At 70.9% G+C, this 18,451-nt stretch carries 13 protein-coding genes; 7 read left to right on the top strand and 6 right to left on the bottom strand.

What is annotated here, in order from left to right:
• The first annotated feature begins 177 nt into the window (after nt 1-177).
• The 4 genes from xdhA to guaD all read left to right on the top strand — a co-directional run bounded on the left by xdhA (nt 178) and on the right by guaD (nt 6,523).
• Nucleotides 178-1,671, top strand: a complete 1,494-nt coding sequence (xdhA, locus tag QWG60_RS07820; protein WP_146907535.1) for a xanthine dehydrogenase small subunit — start codon at nt 178-180, stop codon at nt 1,669-1,671.
• Nucleotides 1,655-4,138, top strand: a complete 2,484-nt coding sequence (gene xdhB / locus QWG60_RS07815; protein ID WP_146907537.1) for a xanthine dehydrogenase molybdopterin binding subunit — start codon at nt 1,655-1,657, stop codon at nt 4,136-4,138. The genes xdhA and xdhB overlap by 17 nt, the downstream gene beginning before the upstream one ends.
• Nucleotides 4,125-5,000: a xanthine dehydrogenase accessory protein XdhC gene (gene xdhC, locus QWG60_RS07810; protein ID WP_146907539.1), complete on the top strand. Its 876-nt coding sequence runs from the start codon at nt 4,125-4,127 to the stop codon at nt 4,998-5,000. Before xdhB ends, xdhC begins: the two co-directional genes overlap by 14 nt.
• Before the next feature lie 197 nt (nt 5,001-5,197).
• Nucleotides 5,198-6,523, top strand: coding sequence for a guanine deaminase (gene guaD, locus QWG60_RS07805; RefSeq protein ID WP_146907541.1), 1,326 nt, complete (start codon nt 5,198-5,200; stop codon nt 6,521-6,523).
• 89 nt (nt 6,524-6,612) lie between these two features.
• On the opposite strand, the gene QWG60_RS07800 is transcribed toward guaD, so the two are convergent.
• The 6 genes from QWG60_RS07800 to QWG60_RS07775 form a co-directional block, all read right to left on the bottom strand.
• The gene (locus QWG60_RS07800; protein ID WP_146907543.1) at nt 6,613-7,608 is read right to left on the bottom strand and encodes an adenosine deaminase; all 996 of its coding nucleotides are present in this window, start codon (nt 7,606-7,608) and stop codon (nt 6,613-6,615) included.
• Between the two features lie 13 nt (nt 7,609-7,621).
• The gene (cydC, locus tag QWG60_RS07795) at nt 7,622-9,418 is read right to left on the bottom strand and encodes a thiol reductant ABC exporter subunit CydC (protein WP_146907545.1); all 1,797 of its coding nucleotides are present in this window, start codon (nt 9,416-9,418) and stop codon (nt 7,622-7,624) included.
• Nucleotides 9,411-11,075, bottom strand: coding sequence for a thiol reductant ABC exporter subunit CydD (gene cydD / locus QWG60_RS07790; protein ID WP_146907547.1), 1,665 nt, complete (start codon nt 11,073-11,075; stop codon nt 9,411-9,413). The genes cydC and cydD overlap by 8 nt, the downstream gene beginning before the upstream one ends.
• Nucleotides 11,076-11,079: 4 nt before the next feature.
• Nucleotides 11,080-12,081 carry a cytochrome d ubiquinol oxidase subunit II gene (gene cydB / locus QWG60_RS07785; RefSeq protein ID WP_146907549.1) on the bottom strand — a complete coding sequence of 334 codons (1,002 nt, stop codon included), beginning with the start codon at nt 12,079-12,081 and terminating at the stop codon, nt 11,080-11,082.
• A gap of 3 nt (nt 12,082-12,084) precedes the next feature.
• Nucleotides 12,085-13,494 (bottom strand): cytochrome ubiquinol oxidase subunit I, encoded by a 1,410-nt coding sequence (locus QWG60_RS07780; RefSeq protein WP_146907551.1) that lies wholly within the window; start codon nt 13,492-13,494, stop codon nt 12,085-12,087.
• Nucleotides 13,495-13,694: 200 nt separating this feature from the next.
• The gene (locus tag QWG60_RS07775) at nt 13,695-14,675 is read right to left on the bottom strand and encodes a calcium/sodium antiporter (RefSeq protein ID WP_046080308.1); all 981 of its coding nucleotides are present in this window, start codon (nt 14,673-14,675) and stop codon (nt 13,695-13,697) included.
• A 170-nt stretch (nt 14,676-14,845) separates the two neighbouring features.
• On the opposite strand from QWG60_RS07775, the gene QWG60_RS07770 reads away from it, so the two are divergent.
• The 3 genes from QWG60_RS07770 to QWG60_RS07760 are packed head-to-tail and all read left to right on the top strand — an operon-like array spanning nt 14,846 to nt 18,401.
• Nucleotides 14,846-16,126, top strand: coding sequence for a paraquat-inducible protein A (locus QWG60_RS07770; RefSeq protein ID WP_046080531.1), 1,281 nt, complete (start codon nt 14,846-14,848; stop codon nt 16,124-16,126).
• Nucleotides 16,123-17,805, top strand: a complete 1,683-nt coding sequence (pqiB, locus tag QWG60_RS07765; RefSeq protein ID WP_046080307.1) for an intermembrane transport protein PqiB — start codon at nt 16,123-16,125, stop codon at nt 17,803-17,805. The genes QWG60_RS07770 and pqiB overlap by 4 nt, the downstream gene beginning before the upstream one ends.
• Nucleotides 17,802-18,401: a PqiC family protein gene (locus QWG60_RS07760; protein ID WP_046080306.1), complete on the top strand. Its 600-nt coding sequence runs from the start codon at nt 17,802-17,804 to the stop codon at nt 18,399-18,401. The genes pqiB and QWG60_RS07760 overlap by 4 nt, the downstream gene beginning before the upstream one ends.
• The last annotated feature ends 50 nt before the right edge of the window (nt 18,402-18,451 follow it).

Genomic DNA, 18,451 nt, shown 5'->3' with positions numbered 1-18,451 from the left:
GGCCAAAGAGTGCCTCAGAGCCCGGCACCAAGGCAATTCGGCATCACCGCCAACGCGCGATCGGCGTATAAAAAGTGGAGAGAGGCGCCGCGGCACTTGCCAAAGCTGACCATATGGTCAAGAATTAAGTCATTCCACGATTCCCGGCCACTACAACCACAATCGGAGCCGACACCCATGATCGACTTCTACCTCAACGGCAGGCGCCAGCGCTGTCGCGACGTCAGCGCGGACACCAGCACCCTCGAGCTGCTGCGCGACCGGCTCGGCCAGACCGGCACCAAGGAAGGCTGCGCCTCCGGCGACTGCGGCGCCTGCACCGTGGCGATCGGCGAGCCCGGCGACGACGGCGAGCTGGTCTATCACAACGCCAACGCCTGCCTGACCCCGGCCCACCAGCTCGACGGCTGCCACCTGGTCACCGTCGAGGGGCTGGCCGCCGGCGAGCGGCTGCACCCCGCCCAGGCGGCGATGGTCGACTGCCACGGCAGCCAGTGCGGCTTCTGCACCCCGGGCATCGTGATGTCGCTGTTCACCCTCTACGAGGATCAGCGTCGCCGGCCTGCCCCGCTCACCCAGGCGCGCCTGGAAGAGGCCCTGGGCGGCAACCTGTGCCGCTGCACCGGCTACCGCCCGATCCGTGACGCCGCCCTCGGCATGGGCGACTACCCCGCGGCCAATCCCGCCTGGGCCGAGGACGCCGGGCTTGCCGGCAACGTCGCCTGGCTGCGCCAGCCCCGCGACGGCGAGCCCGCCGCCGAGGGCCACGACGTCAGCCATTACGTCACGCCCCAGGACATCGCCGCCCTGCGCTCCCTCAAGGCCGAGCGCCCCGACGCCAGGCTGGTGGCCGGCGGCACCGACCTGTGGCTCGAGGCCACCCAGCAGCTCAAGGCGCTGGACGATCTGATCGACGTGCGCCAAGTCGCCGAATTGAATGCCATCGAGGAAGTGGATAGCGGCTGGTGGATCGGCGCCTCGGTCACCCTGGCCCGGCTGACACCGCTGCTGGATGCGCCCTACCCGGCCTTCGCGCACCTGATGCACCGCTTCGCCTCCTCGCAGATCCGAAACCGCGCCACGCTCGGCGGCAACATCGCCAACGCCTCGCCGATCGGCGACACTCCGCCGGTGCTGCTGGCCCTGGACGCCCGGCTGCGTCTCGACGGCCCCCGCGGCCCCCGCGAGCTGCCGCTGTCCGACTTCTTCCTCGACTACCGCAAGACAGCGCTGGCCGAGGACGAATTCATCGGCGCCGTCTTCCTGCCGCGCCCCGGCGCGGCGCAGAATCTCAAGGTCTGGAAGCTGTCGAAACGACGTGAGGACGACATTTCCGCGGTGCTGGCCGCCTTCGCCTGGCGCCTGGAGGACGGCGTGATGCACGACGTGCGGCTGGCCTTCGGCGGCATGGCGGCCGTGCCCCGCCGCGCGCCTGCTGCCGAGGCCGCCCTGGAGGGCCGCGCCCCGGAGGCCGAGGCCTTCGCCGCCGCCCGCGCCGCGCTCGGCGAGGAACTCGCGCCGATGTCCGACGTCCGCGGCAGCGCCGAGTACCGGCGCCTGGCCGCCGGCAACCTGCTCGAGCGGCTGCGGCTGATGATCGCCGCCGAACAAGCCGCCAACGACAACAACGATTCCGCGACCAAGGTGACTCTCGATGCGTACGCTCACTAGGCTTTCCAACTCGCCCGAAGCCGCTCGTGCTTCAGAGACGTCTACGGCCAGCGCTTCCCGGGAGGCGTCCGGCCATGCCAGCGCCCACGAGAGCGCCGTCAAGCATGTGACCGGCCGCGCGCCCTATATCGACGATATCGCCACGCCGGCCAACGCCCTGCACGTGGCGGTGGGCTTCTCGCCGGTGGCCCACGGCCGCCTGACCCGGCTCGACCTGGAAAAGGTACGCCAAGCGCCGGGCGTGGTGGACGTGATCACCCTGGCCGACGTGCCCGGCCATACCGACATCGGCCCGGTGTTCCCGGGCGACCCGATCTTCGCCGACGACGAGATCAGCTACCTCGGCCAGAGCCTGTTCGCGGTGGCGGCAGAAAGCCACCGCGAGGCCCGGCTGGCGGTCAAGGAGGCGATCGTCGAGATCGACGAGCAGCCGGCGTCGCTGGACCCGGTGGCCGCCGCCGAGCGCGAGGAGTTCGTGCGCCCCACCCACGTGCACGAGCGCGGCGACTGGCAGACGGCCCTCGAGCGGGCACCCCACGTGCTGGAGGGCGAGCAGTTCGTCGGCGGTCAGGAGCACTTCTACCTCGAGGGCCAGGCCTGCCTGGTGGTGCCCTCCGAGGACGAGGGCGTGATGGTCTACACCTCCAACCAGCACCCCAGCGAGAGCCAGAAGCTGGTCGCCGAGGTACTCGGCGTGCCCTTCCACGCGGTGACCATGGAGATGCGCCGCATGGGCGGCGGCTTCGGCGGCAAGGAGACCCAGGCCTCGCCCTGGGCCTGCATCGCCGCGCTGATCGCCCGGCGCACCAACCGCCCGGCCAAGCTGCGCCTGCCCCGCGCCGAGGACCTGCGCGCCACCGGCAAGCGCCACCCCTTCCACAACCGCTATCGGCTCGGCTTCGACGAGCACGGCGTGCTCGCCGGCGGCGACATCACCGTGATCGGCGACTGCGGCTACTCGCCGGACCTGTCCGAGGCGATCGTCGACCGCGCCATGTTCCACGCCGACAACGCCTACTCGCTGGGCGAGGCCCGGGTGACCGGCCAGCGCGCCCGCACCCACAAGGCGTCCAACACCGCCTTCCGCGGCTTCGGCGGCCCCCAGGGCATGATGATCATCGAGCGCGCCATGGACGACATCGCTCGCCATCTCGGCGAGGACCCGCTGACCGTGCGCAAGCGCAACCTCTACCGCGCCAAGGGCGAGGACGGCACGCCGCTAGACGTGACCCGCGATATCACCCACTACGGCCAGCGCGTCGAGCAGCTCACCCTGCTGCACGACCTGATCGGCCAGCTCAAACAAAGCAGCGACTACTGGGCCCGGCGCCGCGAGATCACCGCCTTCAACGCGACAAGCCCGATCGTGAAGCGCGGCCTGGCGCTGACGCCGGTGAAGTTCGGCATCTCCTTCACCGCCCAGCACCTCAACCAGGCCGGCGCGCTGCTGCACGTCTATACCGACGGCAGCGTACTGATCAACCACGGCGGCACCGAGATGGGCCAGGGCCTGCACACCAAGGTGTGCCAGGTGGTGGCCCGGGAGCTGGGTCTCGACCTGGAACGCGTGCGCATCAGCGCCACCCGCACCGACAAGGTGCCCAACACCTCGCCCACCGCCGCTTCCAGCGGCGCCGACCTCAACGGCCAGGCGGCCCGCGACGCGGCGAGCAAGCTGCGCGAGCGGCTGTTCGACTTCGCCGCCGGCCACTTCGACCAGGAGGCGGGCGGGCTCGACCGCGAGACCATGCGCCTGGAGGACGGCCAGCTGGTGGCCGGGCTCGGCGAGGCCGAGACGCGTATCCCCTGGGGCGAGCTGGTCCAGGCCGCCTATATCGGCCGCGTCTCGCTCTCCGAGAAGGGCTTCTACGCCACGCCCCTGATCCACTACGACCGCGCCACCGGCCGCGGCCGCCCCTTCTACTACTACGCCTTTGGGGCCGCCGTGGCCGAGGTCGAGGTCGACACGCTCTCCGGCGAGTACCGCGTCAGCCGCGCCGACATCCTCCACGACGTGGGCGATTCGCTGAACCCGGCCATCGACATCGGCCAGATCGAGGGCGGCTTCATTCAGGGCATGGGCTGGCTGACCAGCGAGGAGCTGGTCTGGAACGAGGCCGGCCGGCTGGTCTCCGACGGCCCGGCCACCTACAAGATTCCGGCCTTCGGCGACCTGCCCGAGACCTTCAACGTCGAGCTGATGCAGGGCCATCCCAACTCCCAGGCCAGCATCTACCGCTCCAAGGCCGTGGGCGAGCCGCCCTTCATGCTCGGCATCTCGGTGTGGTCGGCGCTGCGCGACGCCCTGGCGAGCCTCGCCGACTACCGCGTCAGCCCGGCGCTGGACACGCCCGCCACCCCGGAGCGGGTACTGATGGCCGCCGAGGCCCTGCGAAAGGCCCACACCACCGCCGATGCCGACCTGGATGCCGATCGTGACGAGAGGCCTGACCATGCGCCCGCCTGAACCCTGGTACGCGGCGCTCGCCCGCCTGCAGCGCGAGGCGCGCCCTCACGCCCTGGCCAGCGTGGTGGGCGTGGCCGGCTCCACCCCGCGGGAGCCCGGCGCCAAGATGGTGATCACCGCCGACGACGTCCATGACACCCTGGGCGGCGGTCACTTCGAGCAGCAGGTGATCGAGGCCGCCCGCGAGGCGCTGGCCAGCGGCCGCACCGACACCCGGCTGGAGGCCTTCCCGCTGGGCGGGCGCTCCGGCCAGTGCTGCGGCGGCTACGTGCACGTGCTGATCGAGCCGTTCGCCGGCGCCGAGATGGACATCGCGCTGTTCGGCGCTGGCCACGTCGGCCGGGCGCTGGTCCAGGCGCTGGCGCCGCTGCCTTGGCGCGTGTGGTGGTTCGACAGCCGCGAGCACGCCTTTCCCGACGACGCTCGCGACCGCGACCGACTGCATCTCATGCAGCCGGCAGCCGGCGCCGAGGGCGCGGACGTAGAGGCCGCGGTGGCCTCGGTGCCGGCCGGCTGCCACGCCCTGGTGATGACCCACGATCACGCCGAGGATCGCGCCCTGGTCGACGCCCTGCTCCGGCGCGGCGACTGCGCCTCGATCGGCATGATCGGCTCCGACAGCAAGTGGGCGAGCTTCAGGAGCCGGCTGCGCGACGCCGGCCACGACGAGGCCGCACTGGCAACGGTACGCTGCCCGATCGGCGTGCCCGGTGCCCACGGCAAGCGGCCCTGCGAGATCGCCCTGGCGGTGGCCGCCGAGCTGCTGACGCTCAAGCCCGACACCGAGCCCGACACCGAGCGCGACGACCGCCGCGGCGTCGCCCCGGAGACGCTGCGCCAGGTGTTTCCATCAAGAACTTAGAGCCACACCGATGAGCACCGGGGATAAGGCGCAGCGAGGGTTTTTGCCATGGATGGCAAAAGTAGCGCCCAGGGAAGGGTTCACAGCGCCTCGCGAAGGCTTGTCGCCGGGTAAGCTCATCGCCTGAACATTCGCCAAGACCCAACAGAATCCGACTTTTCCATGCGCCGGCCAAGCGGCGTTCAGCGGAGAGATTGATGACCGACCCCCAACCCCACATGCGCCTGCTGCGCGGCCCGCTGCTGAGCTTCGACGCCGATCCGGGCGAAGGCGACACCCCGGCCGCGGGCAGCGTGCGCCATCTGGAAGACGGCGCCGTCTGGCTGGTCGACGGCCACATCCACGCCGTGGCCGACCACGCCGAGCTGGCCCCCCACCTGCCGGCGGACATCGAGACGGTGGACTACGGCGACAAGCTGATGATGCCGGGCTTCATCGACAGCCACGTGCACTACGCCCAGCTCGACATCATGGCCTCCTACGGCCGACAGCTGCTCGACTGGCTCAACGACTACACCTTCCCCGAGGAGTGTCGCTTCGCCGAGCGCGCCCACGCCGAGGCGGTGGCCGAGGCCTTCCTCGACGAGACCCTGCGCGCCGGCACCACCACCGCCCAGGTGTTCTGCACCTCGCACCCCGGCTCGGTGGATGCCTTCTTCGGCGCCGCGAAGGCGCGCGGCCTGCGGATGCTGGCCGGCAAGGTGCTGATGGATCGCCACGCCCCCGAGGCGCTGGTCGACGATCCCCTCGGGGGGCTGGCCGACAGCGAGCGGCTGATCGGCGACTGGCACGGCCGGGACCGCCTCGGCTACAGCCTGACCCCGCGCTTCGCGCCCACCTCGAGCCGCGAACAGCTCGAAGCCACCGGCGCGGTGCTGCGCAATGCCCCGGACCTGCACCTGCAGACCCATCTGTCGGAGAACGAGGGCGAGATCGCCTGGGTCGCCGAGCTGTTTCCCGAGTGCCAGGACTACCTGGGCGTCTACGAGCGCTACGGGCTGGTGGGCCCGCGCAGCACCTTCGCCCACGGCATCCATCTCGACCAGCCGATGCGCCGCCGACTGGCCGAGGCCGGCGCCAACGTCGCCTTCTGCCCGACCTCCAACCTGTTCCTCGGCAGCGGGCTGTTCGACCGCCTGGCCTGCCGCGAGGCGGAGCTCGCCACCACACTCGCCAGCGACGTGGGCGCCGGCACCGATCTCTCGGGGCTCGCCACGCTCAAGGCCGCCTACCAGGTCGGCCAGCTGCGCGGCCAGCCACTCACCGCCTGGCAGGGCTTCTACCGGCTGACGCTGGGCAACGCCCGGGCCCTGCATCTGGACGACCGCATTGGCCGCCTGCGCCAGGGTGGCGAGGCCGACCTCGTGGTGCTCGACCCGCAGGCCACGCCGCTGCTGGCCCGGCGCACCGCGCGCTGCCGCACGCTCGCCGAGACGCTGTTCGCGCTGATGATGCTGGGCGACGACCGCACCGTGTACGCCACCTGGGCCAACGGCCGCCGGGTCCATCAGCGAGACGCCTGATCGCGCTTCCAGGCACGCATCAGGTGCAAGGCAGGTACGAAAAGGGCGGCGCCGAAGCGCCGCCCTTTTTTCATTGATTGCCGCCGAAATCAGCCGCAGGCAGCGAGCCTGGCGCGAAGTTCCGCGCGGCGCGCCTCGCTCATGAAGGCCGCCTCGATGGCGTTGCCGGCGAGCCGGGCGAAGGTCTCGCGGGACCAGCCGAAGGCGCGCTGGCAGGCGAGGAAGTTCTCCAGCATGCCGCCGCCGAAGTAGGCCGGATCGTCGGAGTTCAGCGTCAGGTTGAGCCCGGCCTCGAGCATCGCCGGCAGCGGATGCGCCTCCATGCGCTCAACCACCTTGAGCCGCAGGTTCGAGAGCGGGCACACGGTCAGCACCATGGCCTCGTCGCGCAGCCGCGCGACCAGCGCCTCGTCTTCCAGGCAGCGCACGCCGTGATCGATGCGGCAGACGTCGAGCACGTCCAGCGCCTCATGAATATAGGCGGGCGGCCCCTCCTCGCCGGCGTGGGCGACCCGCGCCAGGCCCAGCTCACCGGCGCGGCGGAACGCCTCGCGGAACTTGCTCGGCGGATGGCCGACCTCGGCGCTGTCGAGGCCCACGGCGTCGATCCGGTCGAGATAGGGCGCGGCCTGCTCCAGCAGCGACTCGGCCTCCTCGGCGGGCCGGTCGCGCAGGAAGGCGAGGATCATCGCCGTGGACAGGTCCAGCTCGTCCTCGGCGCGACGGCGGGCACGCTCGAGCCCCTCCATCACCGCCTCCAGCGCCACGCCCCGCGACAGATGCGCCTGGGGATCGACGTGCATCTCCACATGTACCACGCCCTCGGCGGCGGCGCGCTGGAAGTAGTCCATGGCCAGGTCCTCGAAGTCCCGGGCGGTGAGCAGCACGCTCATGCCCTGGAAATAGAGGTCCAGAAAGGACTGCAGGTCGTCGAAGTCGTAGGCGGCGCGCACCTCCTCCACCGAGGCGTAGGGCAGCGTCACGCCGTTGCGCTCGGCGAGCGCCATCATCAGTTCGGGTTCCAGGGTGCCCTCGATGTGCAGATGCAGCTCGGCCTTGGGCAGGGCCTTCAGGAAATCCCGCATGAATCACCTCGTATCAATGCTTTGCCCTATCCTGAAAGATTCCGCGCGGCGGCGCAAAGTCCTTCTCCGGCAGCAGGCTCAGGGCCTGCCAGCGATCGACGCCGGGCAGCGCCGTCTGTTCGGCCCGCTCGTGCACCAGATAGAGCACGCTGCGCCCGGCGAGCCAGCCATCGAGACGCTCGGCGATGCGCACGGCCAGCGCCGGATCGAGGCCGGCGAAGGGCTCGTCGAGGATCACCAGGCCGGGGGCGCGCAGCAGCAGCCGGGCCAGTGCCACCCGACGCGCCTGGCCGCCGGAGAGCCGGCGACCGCCCTCGCCCACCCGGGTGTCGAGCCCGCGGGGCAGCGCTTCCGCCCAGTCGGCCAGCTCCACCGTCTCGAGCACGGCCCACAGCCGCGCGTCATCGGCCTCGGGCGCGGCCAGAAGCAGGTTCGCCGCCAGGCTGTCGTCGAACAACTCGGTATGCTGGGTCAGGCAGGCGACCCGCTCGGCCAGCGCCTCAGGAGCGATCTCGCCGACCGGCGCCTCGTTCAGCCGCACGCGGCCCGCGTCGGGCGCGAGCTGGCCGGTGACCAGCGCCGCCAGGCTCGACTTGCCGCTGCCGGAGACGCCGTGCACGGCCAGCCGCTCCCCGGGTGCCAGCGCCAGCGAGAAGCCGTCGAACACCGGCGTCAGGGCCCCGGGATAGCGCAGCGCGACCTCTTCGAAGGCGAGCGCCAGGGCGCCGGAGCTCAGCAATGCCACGCTCACGCCGGCATCGTCGCGACGGGCGTCCTCCAGCGCATTGAGCCGCTCGGCGGCGGCATCGTCGCGACGGGCGTCCTCCAGCGCATTGAGCCGCTCGGCGGCGGCCAGGGTGGCGCCGAACTGGGTGAAGGCCATGGGCAGCGCGGCCAGCGCCTCGCTCATTGCCATCACCGCCAGCGGCATCATCACCATCAGCGGGCCGGACAGCGTCCCGGCCTGCCAGGCCAGCGCCGCCAGCCACAGCGCCGAGAGCCAGCCGAGCCCGACGGCCAGCCCGGCCACCGCCGTGCCCAGGGCCGAGAACCGCCCCAGGCGGCGCTGATCGGCGTAGAGCCGCTCCTCGATGGCCTCGAGGCGCCGCCGCTGGCCGGCCAGGGTGCCGTAGGTCTCGAGCTCGGCGAGCCCCTGGAGCTGTTCGATCAGCCGGCCGCGCAGGCGCTCCAGCTCATCGACCCGTTGCCGGCTGGCGGCGAGCCCCAGGCGCGCCTGGCCCAGCGTCAGCCAGCCCCAGGCGGCGCCGAGCAGCCCCGCCACCGCCAGGGCCGCCGCCGGCGACCAGATCGCCAGCAAGCCGGCCAGGGCGAGGATCGCCAGCAGCGCCACCGCCGCCGGCGCCAGCAGGCGCAGGAACAGGCTGTCCAGGGTGTCGATGTCGGCGGTCAGCCGGTTCAGCCAGTCGCTGGCCCGGCGCCGCGACAGCGTCTGGGCGTCGAGGCCGGCCAGCACCGCGAACATCCGCCCGCGCAGGTCGGCCAGCAGGCGCAGCACCGTGTCGTGGTTGTAGAGCCGCTCGACGTAGCGCGCCACGGTGCGGGTCACGGCGAAGCCGCGGATGCCGCTGCCGGGCACGTAGACGTCCAGGGTCATGGCCGCCCCGGCGGCCAGGGCGATGCCGGCCAGGCCGGTGGCGGTGATGAACCAGCCGGACAGCGCCAGCAGGCCGATCGCCGAGGCCAGCGCCAGCGCCATCAGCGCGGCGCCGGCCAACAGGCGGCCGCGGCGGTGGCCGAGCAGGCGCAGCCAGGGCGCGAGGGTCGCGATCACGCCGCGTCGCTCAGTCATGGGTCACCTCCTCCAGACGGCCGTCGCGCAGCGTCAGGTGCCGATCGGCGCAGGCCAGCGGCGCGGCCCGATGGCTGGCGATGACCAGGCTGCGTCCCTCGGCGGCCAGGGCCAGCAGCGCCTCGATGACGACCACCTCGCTCTCGGCATCGAGACTGGCGGTGGGCTCGTCGAGCAGCACCAGCCGCGCCTCGGAGAGAAACACCCGGGCCAGCGCCAGACGCTGGGCCTGGCCGCCGGAGAGGCCCACCCCGCGCTCGCCGAGCCGGGTGTCGAGGCCGTCAGGCAGGCCGGCCACCAGCTCGCCCAGCCCGGCGGCCGTGAGCGCCCGGTGCAGGGCCGCATCATCGGCTTCCGGTGCCGACAGGCGCAGATTGTCGGCCAGGCTGCCATGCACCAGCAGCGGGCGCTGGTCCATCCAGGCCACATGAAGCGACGCGGCGAGGCGACGCTCGCCGGCGTCCGGATCGAGGAACCCCGCCAGCAGCTGCAGCAGGGTCGACTTGCCGACGCCGGAGGGTCCGCTGATCGCCAGCACCTCGCCCGGCGCCAGCGCCAGGTCCAGCGGCCCCAGCACCCGCCCTCGCTCGGGATGCGACACCGCGACCGCCTCCAGCTCGGCCACCGCACGAGCGGTATGGGGCGCGGCCGGCGTCAGGCCGCTGCGGCGCGGCGTCTCGTCGAGCAGCGCCACCATGCCCTCGGCCGCCCCCAGGGCCGAGGCCCGGTCATGATAGTGCTGGGCCAGGCTTCTCAGCGGCTGGAAGAACTCCGGCGCCAGCAGCAGCACCAGCAGCCCCGAGAACAGCGTCAGCTGATCGGACGGCCCATAGGTGATGTAGCCGAGCAGGCCGAAGCCCACGTAGATCGCCACCACGGCGATCGACACGGCGGCGAAGAACTCCAGCACCGCCGAGGAAAGAAAGGCCAGCCGCAGCGGACGCAGGGTACGCCGCCGATAGTCGTCGGCGGCGGCCTGCACCTCCCCGGTGGCCGCCGCGGTGCGACCGAACAGCTGCAGGGTGGTGATGCCGCGGACCCGGTCGATGAAGTGGCGCGACAGCCGCGCCACGGCATCGAACTGCTCCTCGTTCAGTCGCTCGGCGCCCATGCCCACCAGGGCCATGAACAGCGGGATCAGCGGCGCCGCCAGCAGCAGGAAGACGGCCGCCAGCCAGTCGAGCCAGGCCACCACCGCCAGGATCACCAGCGGCAGCAGCACGGCAAGATAGCGCTGCGGCAGGAAGCGGGCCACATAGCCGTCCAGCGCCTCGACCTGATCCACCGCCCGCTGCGCCAGGCTGGCGCTGTGATGGCCGGTGAGGCCCACCGGCCCGAGCCGTTCCAGGTGATCGAGCAACTCGCGCCGAGCCCTGCGGCGCAGCCGCAGGCTGGCGGCCAGGCCCAGGGTCTCCTGGCCCCACTGGGCCAGGGCGCGCAGCCCCATCAGCCCCGCCAGGACAGCGAAGGCCGGAAACAGCGTGGAGGGTGCGCGGCCCTCCACCAGGAGTGATGTCACCAGCCAGGCCAGCAGCACCAGCTGAGCGACGGTGGCGAGGCCGGCGATCAGGCCGCAGCCCACGGCCAGCCCCAATCGTCCTCGTTCGGCGCGCGCCAGGCCGGCGAGCCAGGCGCGCGATGTCGATGCCTGCGTCATCGTCTCAGTGGTACCCCTCACCCACGCGGACCTTGCCGCGGAACACCCAATAGCTCCAGGCGGTGTAGGCCAGCACGATGGGGATCACGAACAGCACCCCGAGCAGCAGGAACAGCTGGGACTCCGGCGCCGAGGCCACGTCCCAGAGGGTATAGTTCGGCGGCACGATCACCGGCCACTTGCTGACCACCAGCCCCAGGTAGGTGAAGACGAACAGCCCCAGGGTGGCGATGAACGGCTGGCCCTCGCGGCGCGCCTGCACCGAGCGCCACAGCCAGAAGGCACACAGCAGGGCCAGCGCCGGGAACACCCACAGCAGGTGCAGGTGGCCGAACCAGCGCTCGCGCACCGCGTCGTCCACGAAGGGGGTCCACAGGCTGATGATGGCGAACACCGCCAGCACCGCGATCAGCAGGCGCGGCGCCAGGCGGTAGGCCCAGGCCTGGGTGTGTCCCTCGCTCTTCATGATCAGCCAGGTGGCGCCGAGCAGCGCATAGCCGGCCACCAAACCGATGCCGGTCAGCACCGAGAACGGGGTCAGCCAGTCCAGGGCACCGCCGACATAGACGAAGTCCTCGACCGGAAAGCCCTGGATGTAGGCGCCGACCACGGCCCCCTGGGCGAAGGCCGCCACGGTGGAGCCCCAGCTGAAGGCCCGGTTCCACCAGTGGCGATTGCGATGCGACTTGAAGCGGAACTCGAAGGCGATGCCGCGGAAGATCAGCCCCGCCAGCATCAGGAAGACGCCGATGTAGAGCGCCGGCAGGAACACCGAGTAGACCACCGGGAAGGCCGCCAGCAACCCGGCCCCACCGAGTACCAGCCAGGTTTCGTTGCCGTCCCAGATCGGTGCCACCGAGTTCATCAGCACGTCGCGGCTGTCCTCGTCCGGGGCGAACGGAAAGAGAATGCCCACGCCCAGGTCGAAGCCGTCCATCAGCACGTACATGATCACACCGAAGCCGATGATGCCGGCCCAGATCAGTGTCAGATCGAACATTTCCATGGTTCAGCTCCTTCCCGGCTGGTTGGCGGCATCTTCGAAGGGCACGTGGGCGGCGGACAGCGGACGCTTGGGTCGCTCCACCTCGTCGTCGTGGGGCGGCTCGGGGAGCATGCCCTGACGCACGACCCGGGTCAGATACAGGGTGCCGGCGTAGAAGACCACGGCGTAGACCAGGACATAGCCGATCAGGGTGAACAGCGCCATGCCACCGGTCAGCGACGGCGTCACCGCCTCTTCCTGGGTCATGAGACCGTACACCAGCCAGGGCGCGCGACCGATCTCGGTGACGAACCAGCCGGCCAGGACCGCCAGGAAGGGGGCGATCGTCATCACTCGCATGAACTGCAGGTAGCCGCGACTCTCATAGAGCCGCCCCCGCGCGCGCAGCCAGGCGCCGATCAGCGCCGCGACGATCATCGCCAGGCCCATGGCGACCATCACGCGGAACGACCAGAACACCCACCACACCGGCGGCTGCTCCTCCGGCGGCACCGCGCTGACGCCCGGTACCTCGCCGTCCAGATCATGGGTCAGGATCAGGCTGGCGAGCCCCGGAATGCCGATCTCGAGGTGGTTCTCCTGGGCCTGCTGGTCGGGCCAGGCGAACAGCAGCAGCGGCGTCCGCGACTGGGTCTCCCAGTTGCCCTCCATGGCCGCCACCTTGGTGGGCTGGTGTTCCAGGGTGTTCAGGCCATGCTCGTCGCCGAACCAGGCCTGGGCCGGCGCCAGCACCAGCAGCATCCACAGGCACATGGAGAAGGCCTTGCGATTGGCCTCGACGTCACGGCCGATCAGCAGATACCAGGCGCTGACGCCGGCCACCACGAAGCCGCCGGTCAGGAAGGACGCCATCACGAAGTGCACGAAGCGATACGGGAAGGAGGCGGTGAAGATCGCCTTGCTCCAGTCGGTGACGTGGAAGCGCCCGTCGATCAGCTCGGTGCCGGCCGGCGTCTGCATCCAGCTGTTGGACACCAGGATCCAGAATGCCGAGATGAAGGTCCCCAACGCCACCATGATCGAAGCGAACAGGTGCACGCCCTGGGGCACCTTGCCGCGCCCGAACAGCAGCACGCCGAGGAAGGCCGCCTCGAGGAAGAAGGCGGTCACCACTTCGTAGCTCAGCATCGGGCCGAGCAGGTTGGAGGCCGCCAGCGAGAAGTTGCTCCAGTTGGTGCCGAACTGGAAGGCCATGACGATGCCGGAGACCACCCCCATGCCGAAGACCACGGCGAACACCCGGGCCCAGAAGTTGGCCAGGCGTTCCCAGGCGGGATTGGCGGTGCGATAGAAGAGACCGTTGAGCACGGCCAGATAGGATGCCAACCCGATCGTGAAGACCGGAAAGATGGCATGGAAGGACACCACGAAGGCGAACTGCAGCCGAGACAGCAGCAGAGGATCCAGTTCCATGAGGTACACCTCGTTCCTGCGGATCGATGAACGTGATGCGAAGGCACTCTCCGTGCTCTTGATCGTCGGGCGCGACGCGCCCTGCCGCATTCTTCCCTTGCCCGTCCCAGCCTAGCCGAATCCCCGGCCGCTGGAACAGGCAACGAAGTCATCTTATCGCGCCGAGATGTCGCTCGTGTGTGTCGCGATGTCGCAGTGCATCATGCGCCGCCGGCGTCTACCACCAGATGCACCATGAAGCCGATATAAGCCACGTACATGGCCAGCAGCACGCCACCCTCGAGGCGGTTGATGCGCCCCTGGCGACCGCGGCGCCCCAGGGCGAAGACCAGCATCAGCATGGTCATCGCCGCCATCATGCTCCAGTCGCGCAGCAGCACCTCGCGCCCCGTCTCGATCGGCGCGATCACCGCGGCCAGCCCGACCACGCCGAGGGTATTGAAGAGGTTGGAGCCCACCACGTTGCCCAGCACCAGGTCATGCTCGCCTCGACGCAGGGCACTGATCGCCGACGCCAGTTCGGGCAGCGAGGTGCCCACCGCCACCACCGTCAGGCCGATCACCAGGTCGCTGACGCCGAGACTCTGGGCGATGTCCACCGCGCCCCACACCAGCAGCCGCGAGCTGGCCACCAGCAGCACCAGACCCAGCAGCGTCCACCCCAGGGCGGCCTTCAGCGACATCGGATGCGTGGCCAGCTCGGCCTCGGTGTCCGCCGACAGCGGATCGGTGCCATCGCGCAGGCCGCGAATCACGCTGTAGGCCATGAAGGCCACCAGCACCAGCAGCAGCAGCGCGCCCTCGAGGCGCACCACGCCACCCAGCAGCAATACCGCCGACAATGCCGTCGCGCCGCCCAGCACCGGCAGCTCGCGCCGCACCATGCCGGAATGCACCGCCAGCGGTGCGATCAGCGCCACCAGGCCCAGGATCAGGCCGATATTGGCGATGTTCGAGCCGAAGGCGTTGCCCAGCGCCAGGCCGGGATTGCCCTGCCCGGCGGCGATGGCCGAGACCACCAGCTCCGGTGCCGAGGTGCCGAAGCCGATCACCAGCATGCCGATCAGCAAGGGGGATAGACCGAGTCGGGCGGACGTGGCCGCCGCGCCGTCAACGAAGCGCTCGGCGCTCCAGACCAGCAGGATCAGGCCTGCCACCACCGCCAGGGCGGGAAGCATCATGGTGTCTCCATCGGAACAAATGAGACGCGCATGGTTGACTATGGTGCCCCCCGCGTCAACGTGACACACTTCAGGTCAAGCCGCTGGATCGTCAGGAGGACGCCATCGCCGTGCCAAGGCCGGCCTTTCGCCAACTCGCCCTGCCCACCCAGGCGCCCTACGTCGACCGCATGCCGCCGGAGGCCCGCGCCACCCGGCGACGCCTGCGCGCCTGCCACGAATGCGACTGGCTGATGGCGCTGCCGCCGCTGCATTCCGGCGAGCAGGCGGTATGCCCTCGCTGCGGCCACGCCGAGGTGCGCCGCCATCGTTATCCGGCCCAGCGCAGCCTGGCGCTGGCGATCGCCGCGCTGGCATGCCTGGCGATCGCCGCGTCCTTCCCTTTCCTGGCGTTCAGCGTGCGCGGCGTGGGCCACGGCATCGACCTGCCCCAGACCGCCACCGACCTGATCGCGCACCATGCTCCCCTGGTAGCCATGGTGGTGCTGCTGACCATCCTGGTGCTGCCGGTCCTCTACCTGCTGGCCGTGGTGTGGCTGCAGATCGGCCTGCTGGGCGGCAGGCCGCTGCCGGCCAGCCGCAGCGCGGCTCGTGCCCTGGCCCACCTGCAGCCCTGGATGATGGCCGACGTGTTCCTGATCGGCACCCTGGTCAGCCTGATCAAGATCGTCGGGCTCGCCCAGATCGCGCTCGGGCCGGCCTTCTGGGCCTTCGGCGCCTTCGCGCTGCTGCTGCTGGCGACCAACCAGTCCGTGGACCGCGACTGGCTGTGGTTCGCGCTGGCCGGCGAACCGCCGGCGCCGGAGGGCAGCCAGACCGGCCGCCCCGCCGCCCCCCAGGGACTCACCGGCTGTCACACCTGCGGCCTGGTGGGCCGTCTGGATGCCGCCGGCCATGGCCAGTGCCGGCGCTGCGGCGAGCCGCTGCATGCGCGCCGCCCCCACAGCCTGCAACGTACCTGGGCGCTGCTGGCCGCGGCGGCGGTGCTCTACGTGCCGGCCAACGTCTATCCGATCATGACCACCGTCAGCCTGGGGCGGGCCAGCCCCAGCACCATCATCGGCGGCATCGTCGAGCTGATCGAGATGGGCTCCTGGCCGGTGGCCCTGGTGATCCTGGTCGCCAGCGTGATCGTGCCCATCGGCAAGCTGCTGGCGCTGGTCTGGCTATGCCTGGTGGCGCCGCGCGCCCGCGGCGACCGCTCCCTGACGCGTACCCGCATGTATCGCCTGACCGAGTTCATCGGCCGCTGGTCGATGGTCGACATCTTCGTGGTCGCGATCCTGGTGGCGCTGATCCGCGCCGGCAACCTGATGGCGGTCGAGCCCGGCCCCGCGGCCGTGGCCTTCGGCGGCGTGGTGGTGCTCACCATGCTCGCCGCCATGAGCTTCGACCCCCGGTTGATCTGGGACACGCCCACTTCCACAGCGGATGAGGAAGCCCCGCAATGAACGACACGCCCCCTGACGCCGCGCCCGATAACGAGCACCGCGCCCGGGCCACCCGCCAGGCACCGCTGTCGCCGATCTGGATCGTGCCCATCGTGGCGCTGCTGATCGGTGCCTGGCTGGTCTACGACAGCTACCTGAGCCGCGGGCCCCTGATCACCCTGACCATGGAGAGCGCCGACGGCATCGAGGCCGGCAGCACCCTGATCAAGACCCGCAACGTCGAGATCGGCCAGGTGACCTCGGTGAACCTGTCCGAGGACCTGTCCGAGGTGGTGCTGACCGCTCGCATGACGCCCGAGGCTGCGCCAATGCTGGTCGAGGACAGTACTTTCTGGGTGGTCAAGCCTCGCATCGGTCGCGAGGGCATCAGCGGGCTCAATACCGTGCTGTCAGGGGCCTACCTGCAGCTCGAACCCGGCCAGAGCGAGGAGGAGGCGGAGCGGTTCACGGTCAGCGAACAGCCGCCGGTGGCACCCCCCGGGGCCGAGGGGCTGCGCATCAACCTGCTCAGCGAGGCGGGCAACGGCCTCACCGTCGGCGATCCGGTGACCTACCAGGGCTTCACCGTGGGCCGGGTCGAGGAGTCCGAGTTCGACGTCGAGACCCGGCGCATGCGCCACCGCATCTTCATCGAGAGCCCCTATCACCGACTGGTCACCGACAACACCCGCTTCTGGGGCTCCAGCGGCGTCGACCTGCGGCTCGACTCCGAGGGCGTGCGCGTCAGGCTCGACTCGCTGGAGGCCATGGTCAGCGGCGGCGTCACCTTCGGCGTCCCGGAGGACCTGCCGCGTGGCCTTCAGGCCGAGCCCGACAGCACCTTCACCCTCTACGCCGACGAGGACAGCGCGCGCGAGGGCACCTTCGACCGCTACCTGGAGTACGTGCTGCTCATCGAGGACACGGTGCGCGGCCTGTCCCGGGGCGCCCCGGTGGAATTCCGCGGCGTGCGCATCGGTACCGTGGCCAGCGTGCCCTGGAACTTCACATCGCCCCAGCCCGAGCGCGATGCCCGCCTGGCCATCCCGGTGCTGATCCGTATCGAACCCCAGCGGCTCGGCATCGACAGCCAGACCCTCGACATGGACGAGTGGCGAGCGCGTTTCGAACGGCTGTTCCAGCGCGGCCTGCGGGCCTCGCTCAAGAGCGGCAACCTGCTCACCGGGGCGCTGTTCGTCGACCTCGGCCTGGACGCCGAGCGAGCCGACGACTACACCCCCGAGACCTTCGCCGAGCGCACCGTCTTCCCCACCACTTCCGGCGGGCTGGCACAGATCCAGGCCCAGGTCACCGCGCTGCTCGACAAGTTCAACGACCTGGAGCTCGAACCGATCCTCGCGGGCCTGGAGACCAACCTGGCCACGTCGGAAGCCACCCTGGAGCAGGTACGTCAGCTCACCGCCGGCGTCCAGTCGCTGCTCGACGATCCCGAGACCCGCGCCCTGCCCGGCGAACTCAACAGCACCCTGTCGGCGCTGCGCGGCACCCTCGAGGGCGTCTCCCCCGGGGCTCCCGCCTACCGGGATATCACCGAGACCCTGGACCAGCTCGAGCGCCTGCTGCGAGACCTCCAGCCGGCCGCCCGCCGCCTCGGCGACAATCCCGGCGCCCTGCTGTTCGACAGCCTGGACGCCGACGATCCCATGCCCCGCGCCCCGACCGACAGGAGTTCACCATGACCGCGCCGCGCGCCCTGCTGGCCCTGCTGGCCCTGCTCTGGCTCACCGGCTGTGCCCTGGGGGGCACACCGGCGACCCGCTACACCCTGCCCGATGCCGACGCGCCGGCCGCCGCCGGGTCGAACGCCACGCATGCTCTGGTGCTGCGGCCGCTACGCCTGGCGCCGTTGCTGGACGCCGAGGGCATCGTCGTTCAGCTCGACGATATCACCCTGCGCGAGGCCGGCGGCCACCGCTGGGCCGAGCCGCTGGGCCGTCAGCTCGAGCGCGGCCTGCGCGATCGCCTGACCGGTGCCTTGCCCGATACCCGAGTGCTGCTCGACACCGAGGCCGGCATCTCCACCGACCCGCTGCAGCTGAGGGTCACGGTGGACCGCTTCCAGGGGCGCCCCGACGGCCAGGCCCTGGCAGCCGGACGCTGGCAGCTGCTCGACGCCGATCAGTCGCTGCTGGATGCGGCGACCTTCCGCGTCACCACGCCCCTGGCCGAGGACGGCTACCCCGCCCTGGTCCGGGCCCTGGGCCGCAGCTGGGACGCCGCCGCCGAGCAGATCGCGTCGGCGGTCGCGCGCCAGCAGCGCCGCGCGACACCCTGACACGCCCCCGCGCCGGCTGCGCCGCTTTCAGCGCTATGGCATACTGACGC

Source organism: Halomonas halophila (assembly GCF_030406665.1).
In the GTDB taxonomy this organism is placed as follows: Bacteria; Pseudomonadota; Gammaproteobacteria; order Pseudomonadales; family Halomonadaceae; genus Halomonas; species Halomonas halophila.
This window is presented reverse-complemented; position numbering and strand designations above follow the sequence as displayed.

Excerpts from the sequence above, each read along its gene's own strand:
- xdhA (WP_146907535.1), top strand. The coding sequence starts at position 178 with ATGATCGACTTCTACCTCAACGGCAGGCGCCAGCGCTGTCGCGACGTC.
- xdhB (WP_146907537.1), top strand. The coding sequence starts at position 1,655 with ATGCGTACGCTCACTAGGCTTTCCAACTCGCCCGAAGCCGCTCGTGCT.
- xdhC (WP_146907539.1), top strand. The coding sequence starts at position 4,125 with ATGCGCCCGCCTGAACCCTGGTACGCGGCGCTCGCCCGCCTGCAGCGC.
- guaD (WP_146907541.1), top strand. The coding sequence starts at position 5,198 with ATGACCGACCCCCAACCCCACATGCGCCTGCTGCGCGGCCCGCTGCTG.
- QWG60_RS07800 (WP_146907543.1), bottom strand. The coding sequence starts at position 7,608 with ATGCGGGATTTCCTGAAGGCCCTGCCCAAGGCCGAGCTGCATCTGCAC.
- cydC (WP_146907545.1), bottom strand. The coding sequence starts at position 9,418 with ATGACTGAGCGACGCGGCGTGATCGCGACCCTCGCGCCCTGGCTGCGC.
- cydD (WP_146907547.1), bottom strand. The coding sequence starts at position 11,075 with ATGACGCAGGCATCGACATCGCGCGCCTGGCTCGCCGGCCTGGCGCGC.
- cydB (WP_146907549.1), bottom strand. The coding sequence starts at position 12,081 with ATGGAAATGTTCGATCTGACACTGATCTGGGCCGGCATCATCGGCTTC.
- QWG60_RS07780 (WP_146907551.1), bottom strand. The coding sequence starts at position 13,494 with ATGGAACTGGATCCTCTGCTGCTGTCTCGGCTGCAGTTCGCCTTCGTG.
- QWG60_RS07775 (WP_046080308.1), bottom strand. The coding sequence starts at position 14,675 with ATGATGCTTCCCGCCCTGGCGGTGGTGGCAGGCCTGATCCTGCTGGTC.
- QWG60_RS07770 (WP_046080531.1), top strand. The coding sequence starts at position 14,846 with ATGCCGCCGGAGGCCCGCGCCACCCGGCGACGCCTGCGCGCCTGCCAC.
- pqiB (WP_046080307.1), top strand. The coding sequence starts at position 16,123 with ATGAACGACACGCCCCCTGACGCCGCGCCCGATAACGAGCACCGCGCC.
- QWG60_RS07760 (WP_046080306.1), top strand. The coding sequence starts at position 17,802 with ATGACCGCGCCGCGCGCCCTGCTGGCCCTGCTGGCCCTGCTCTGGCTC.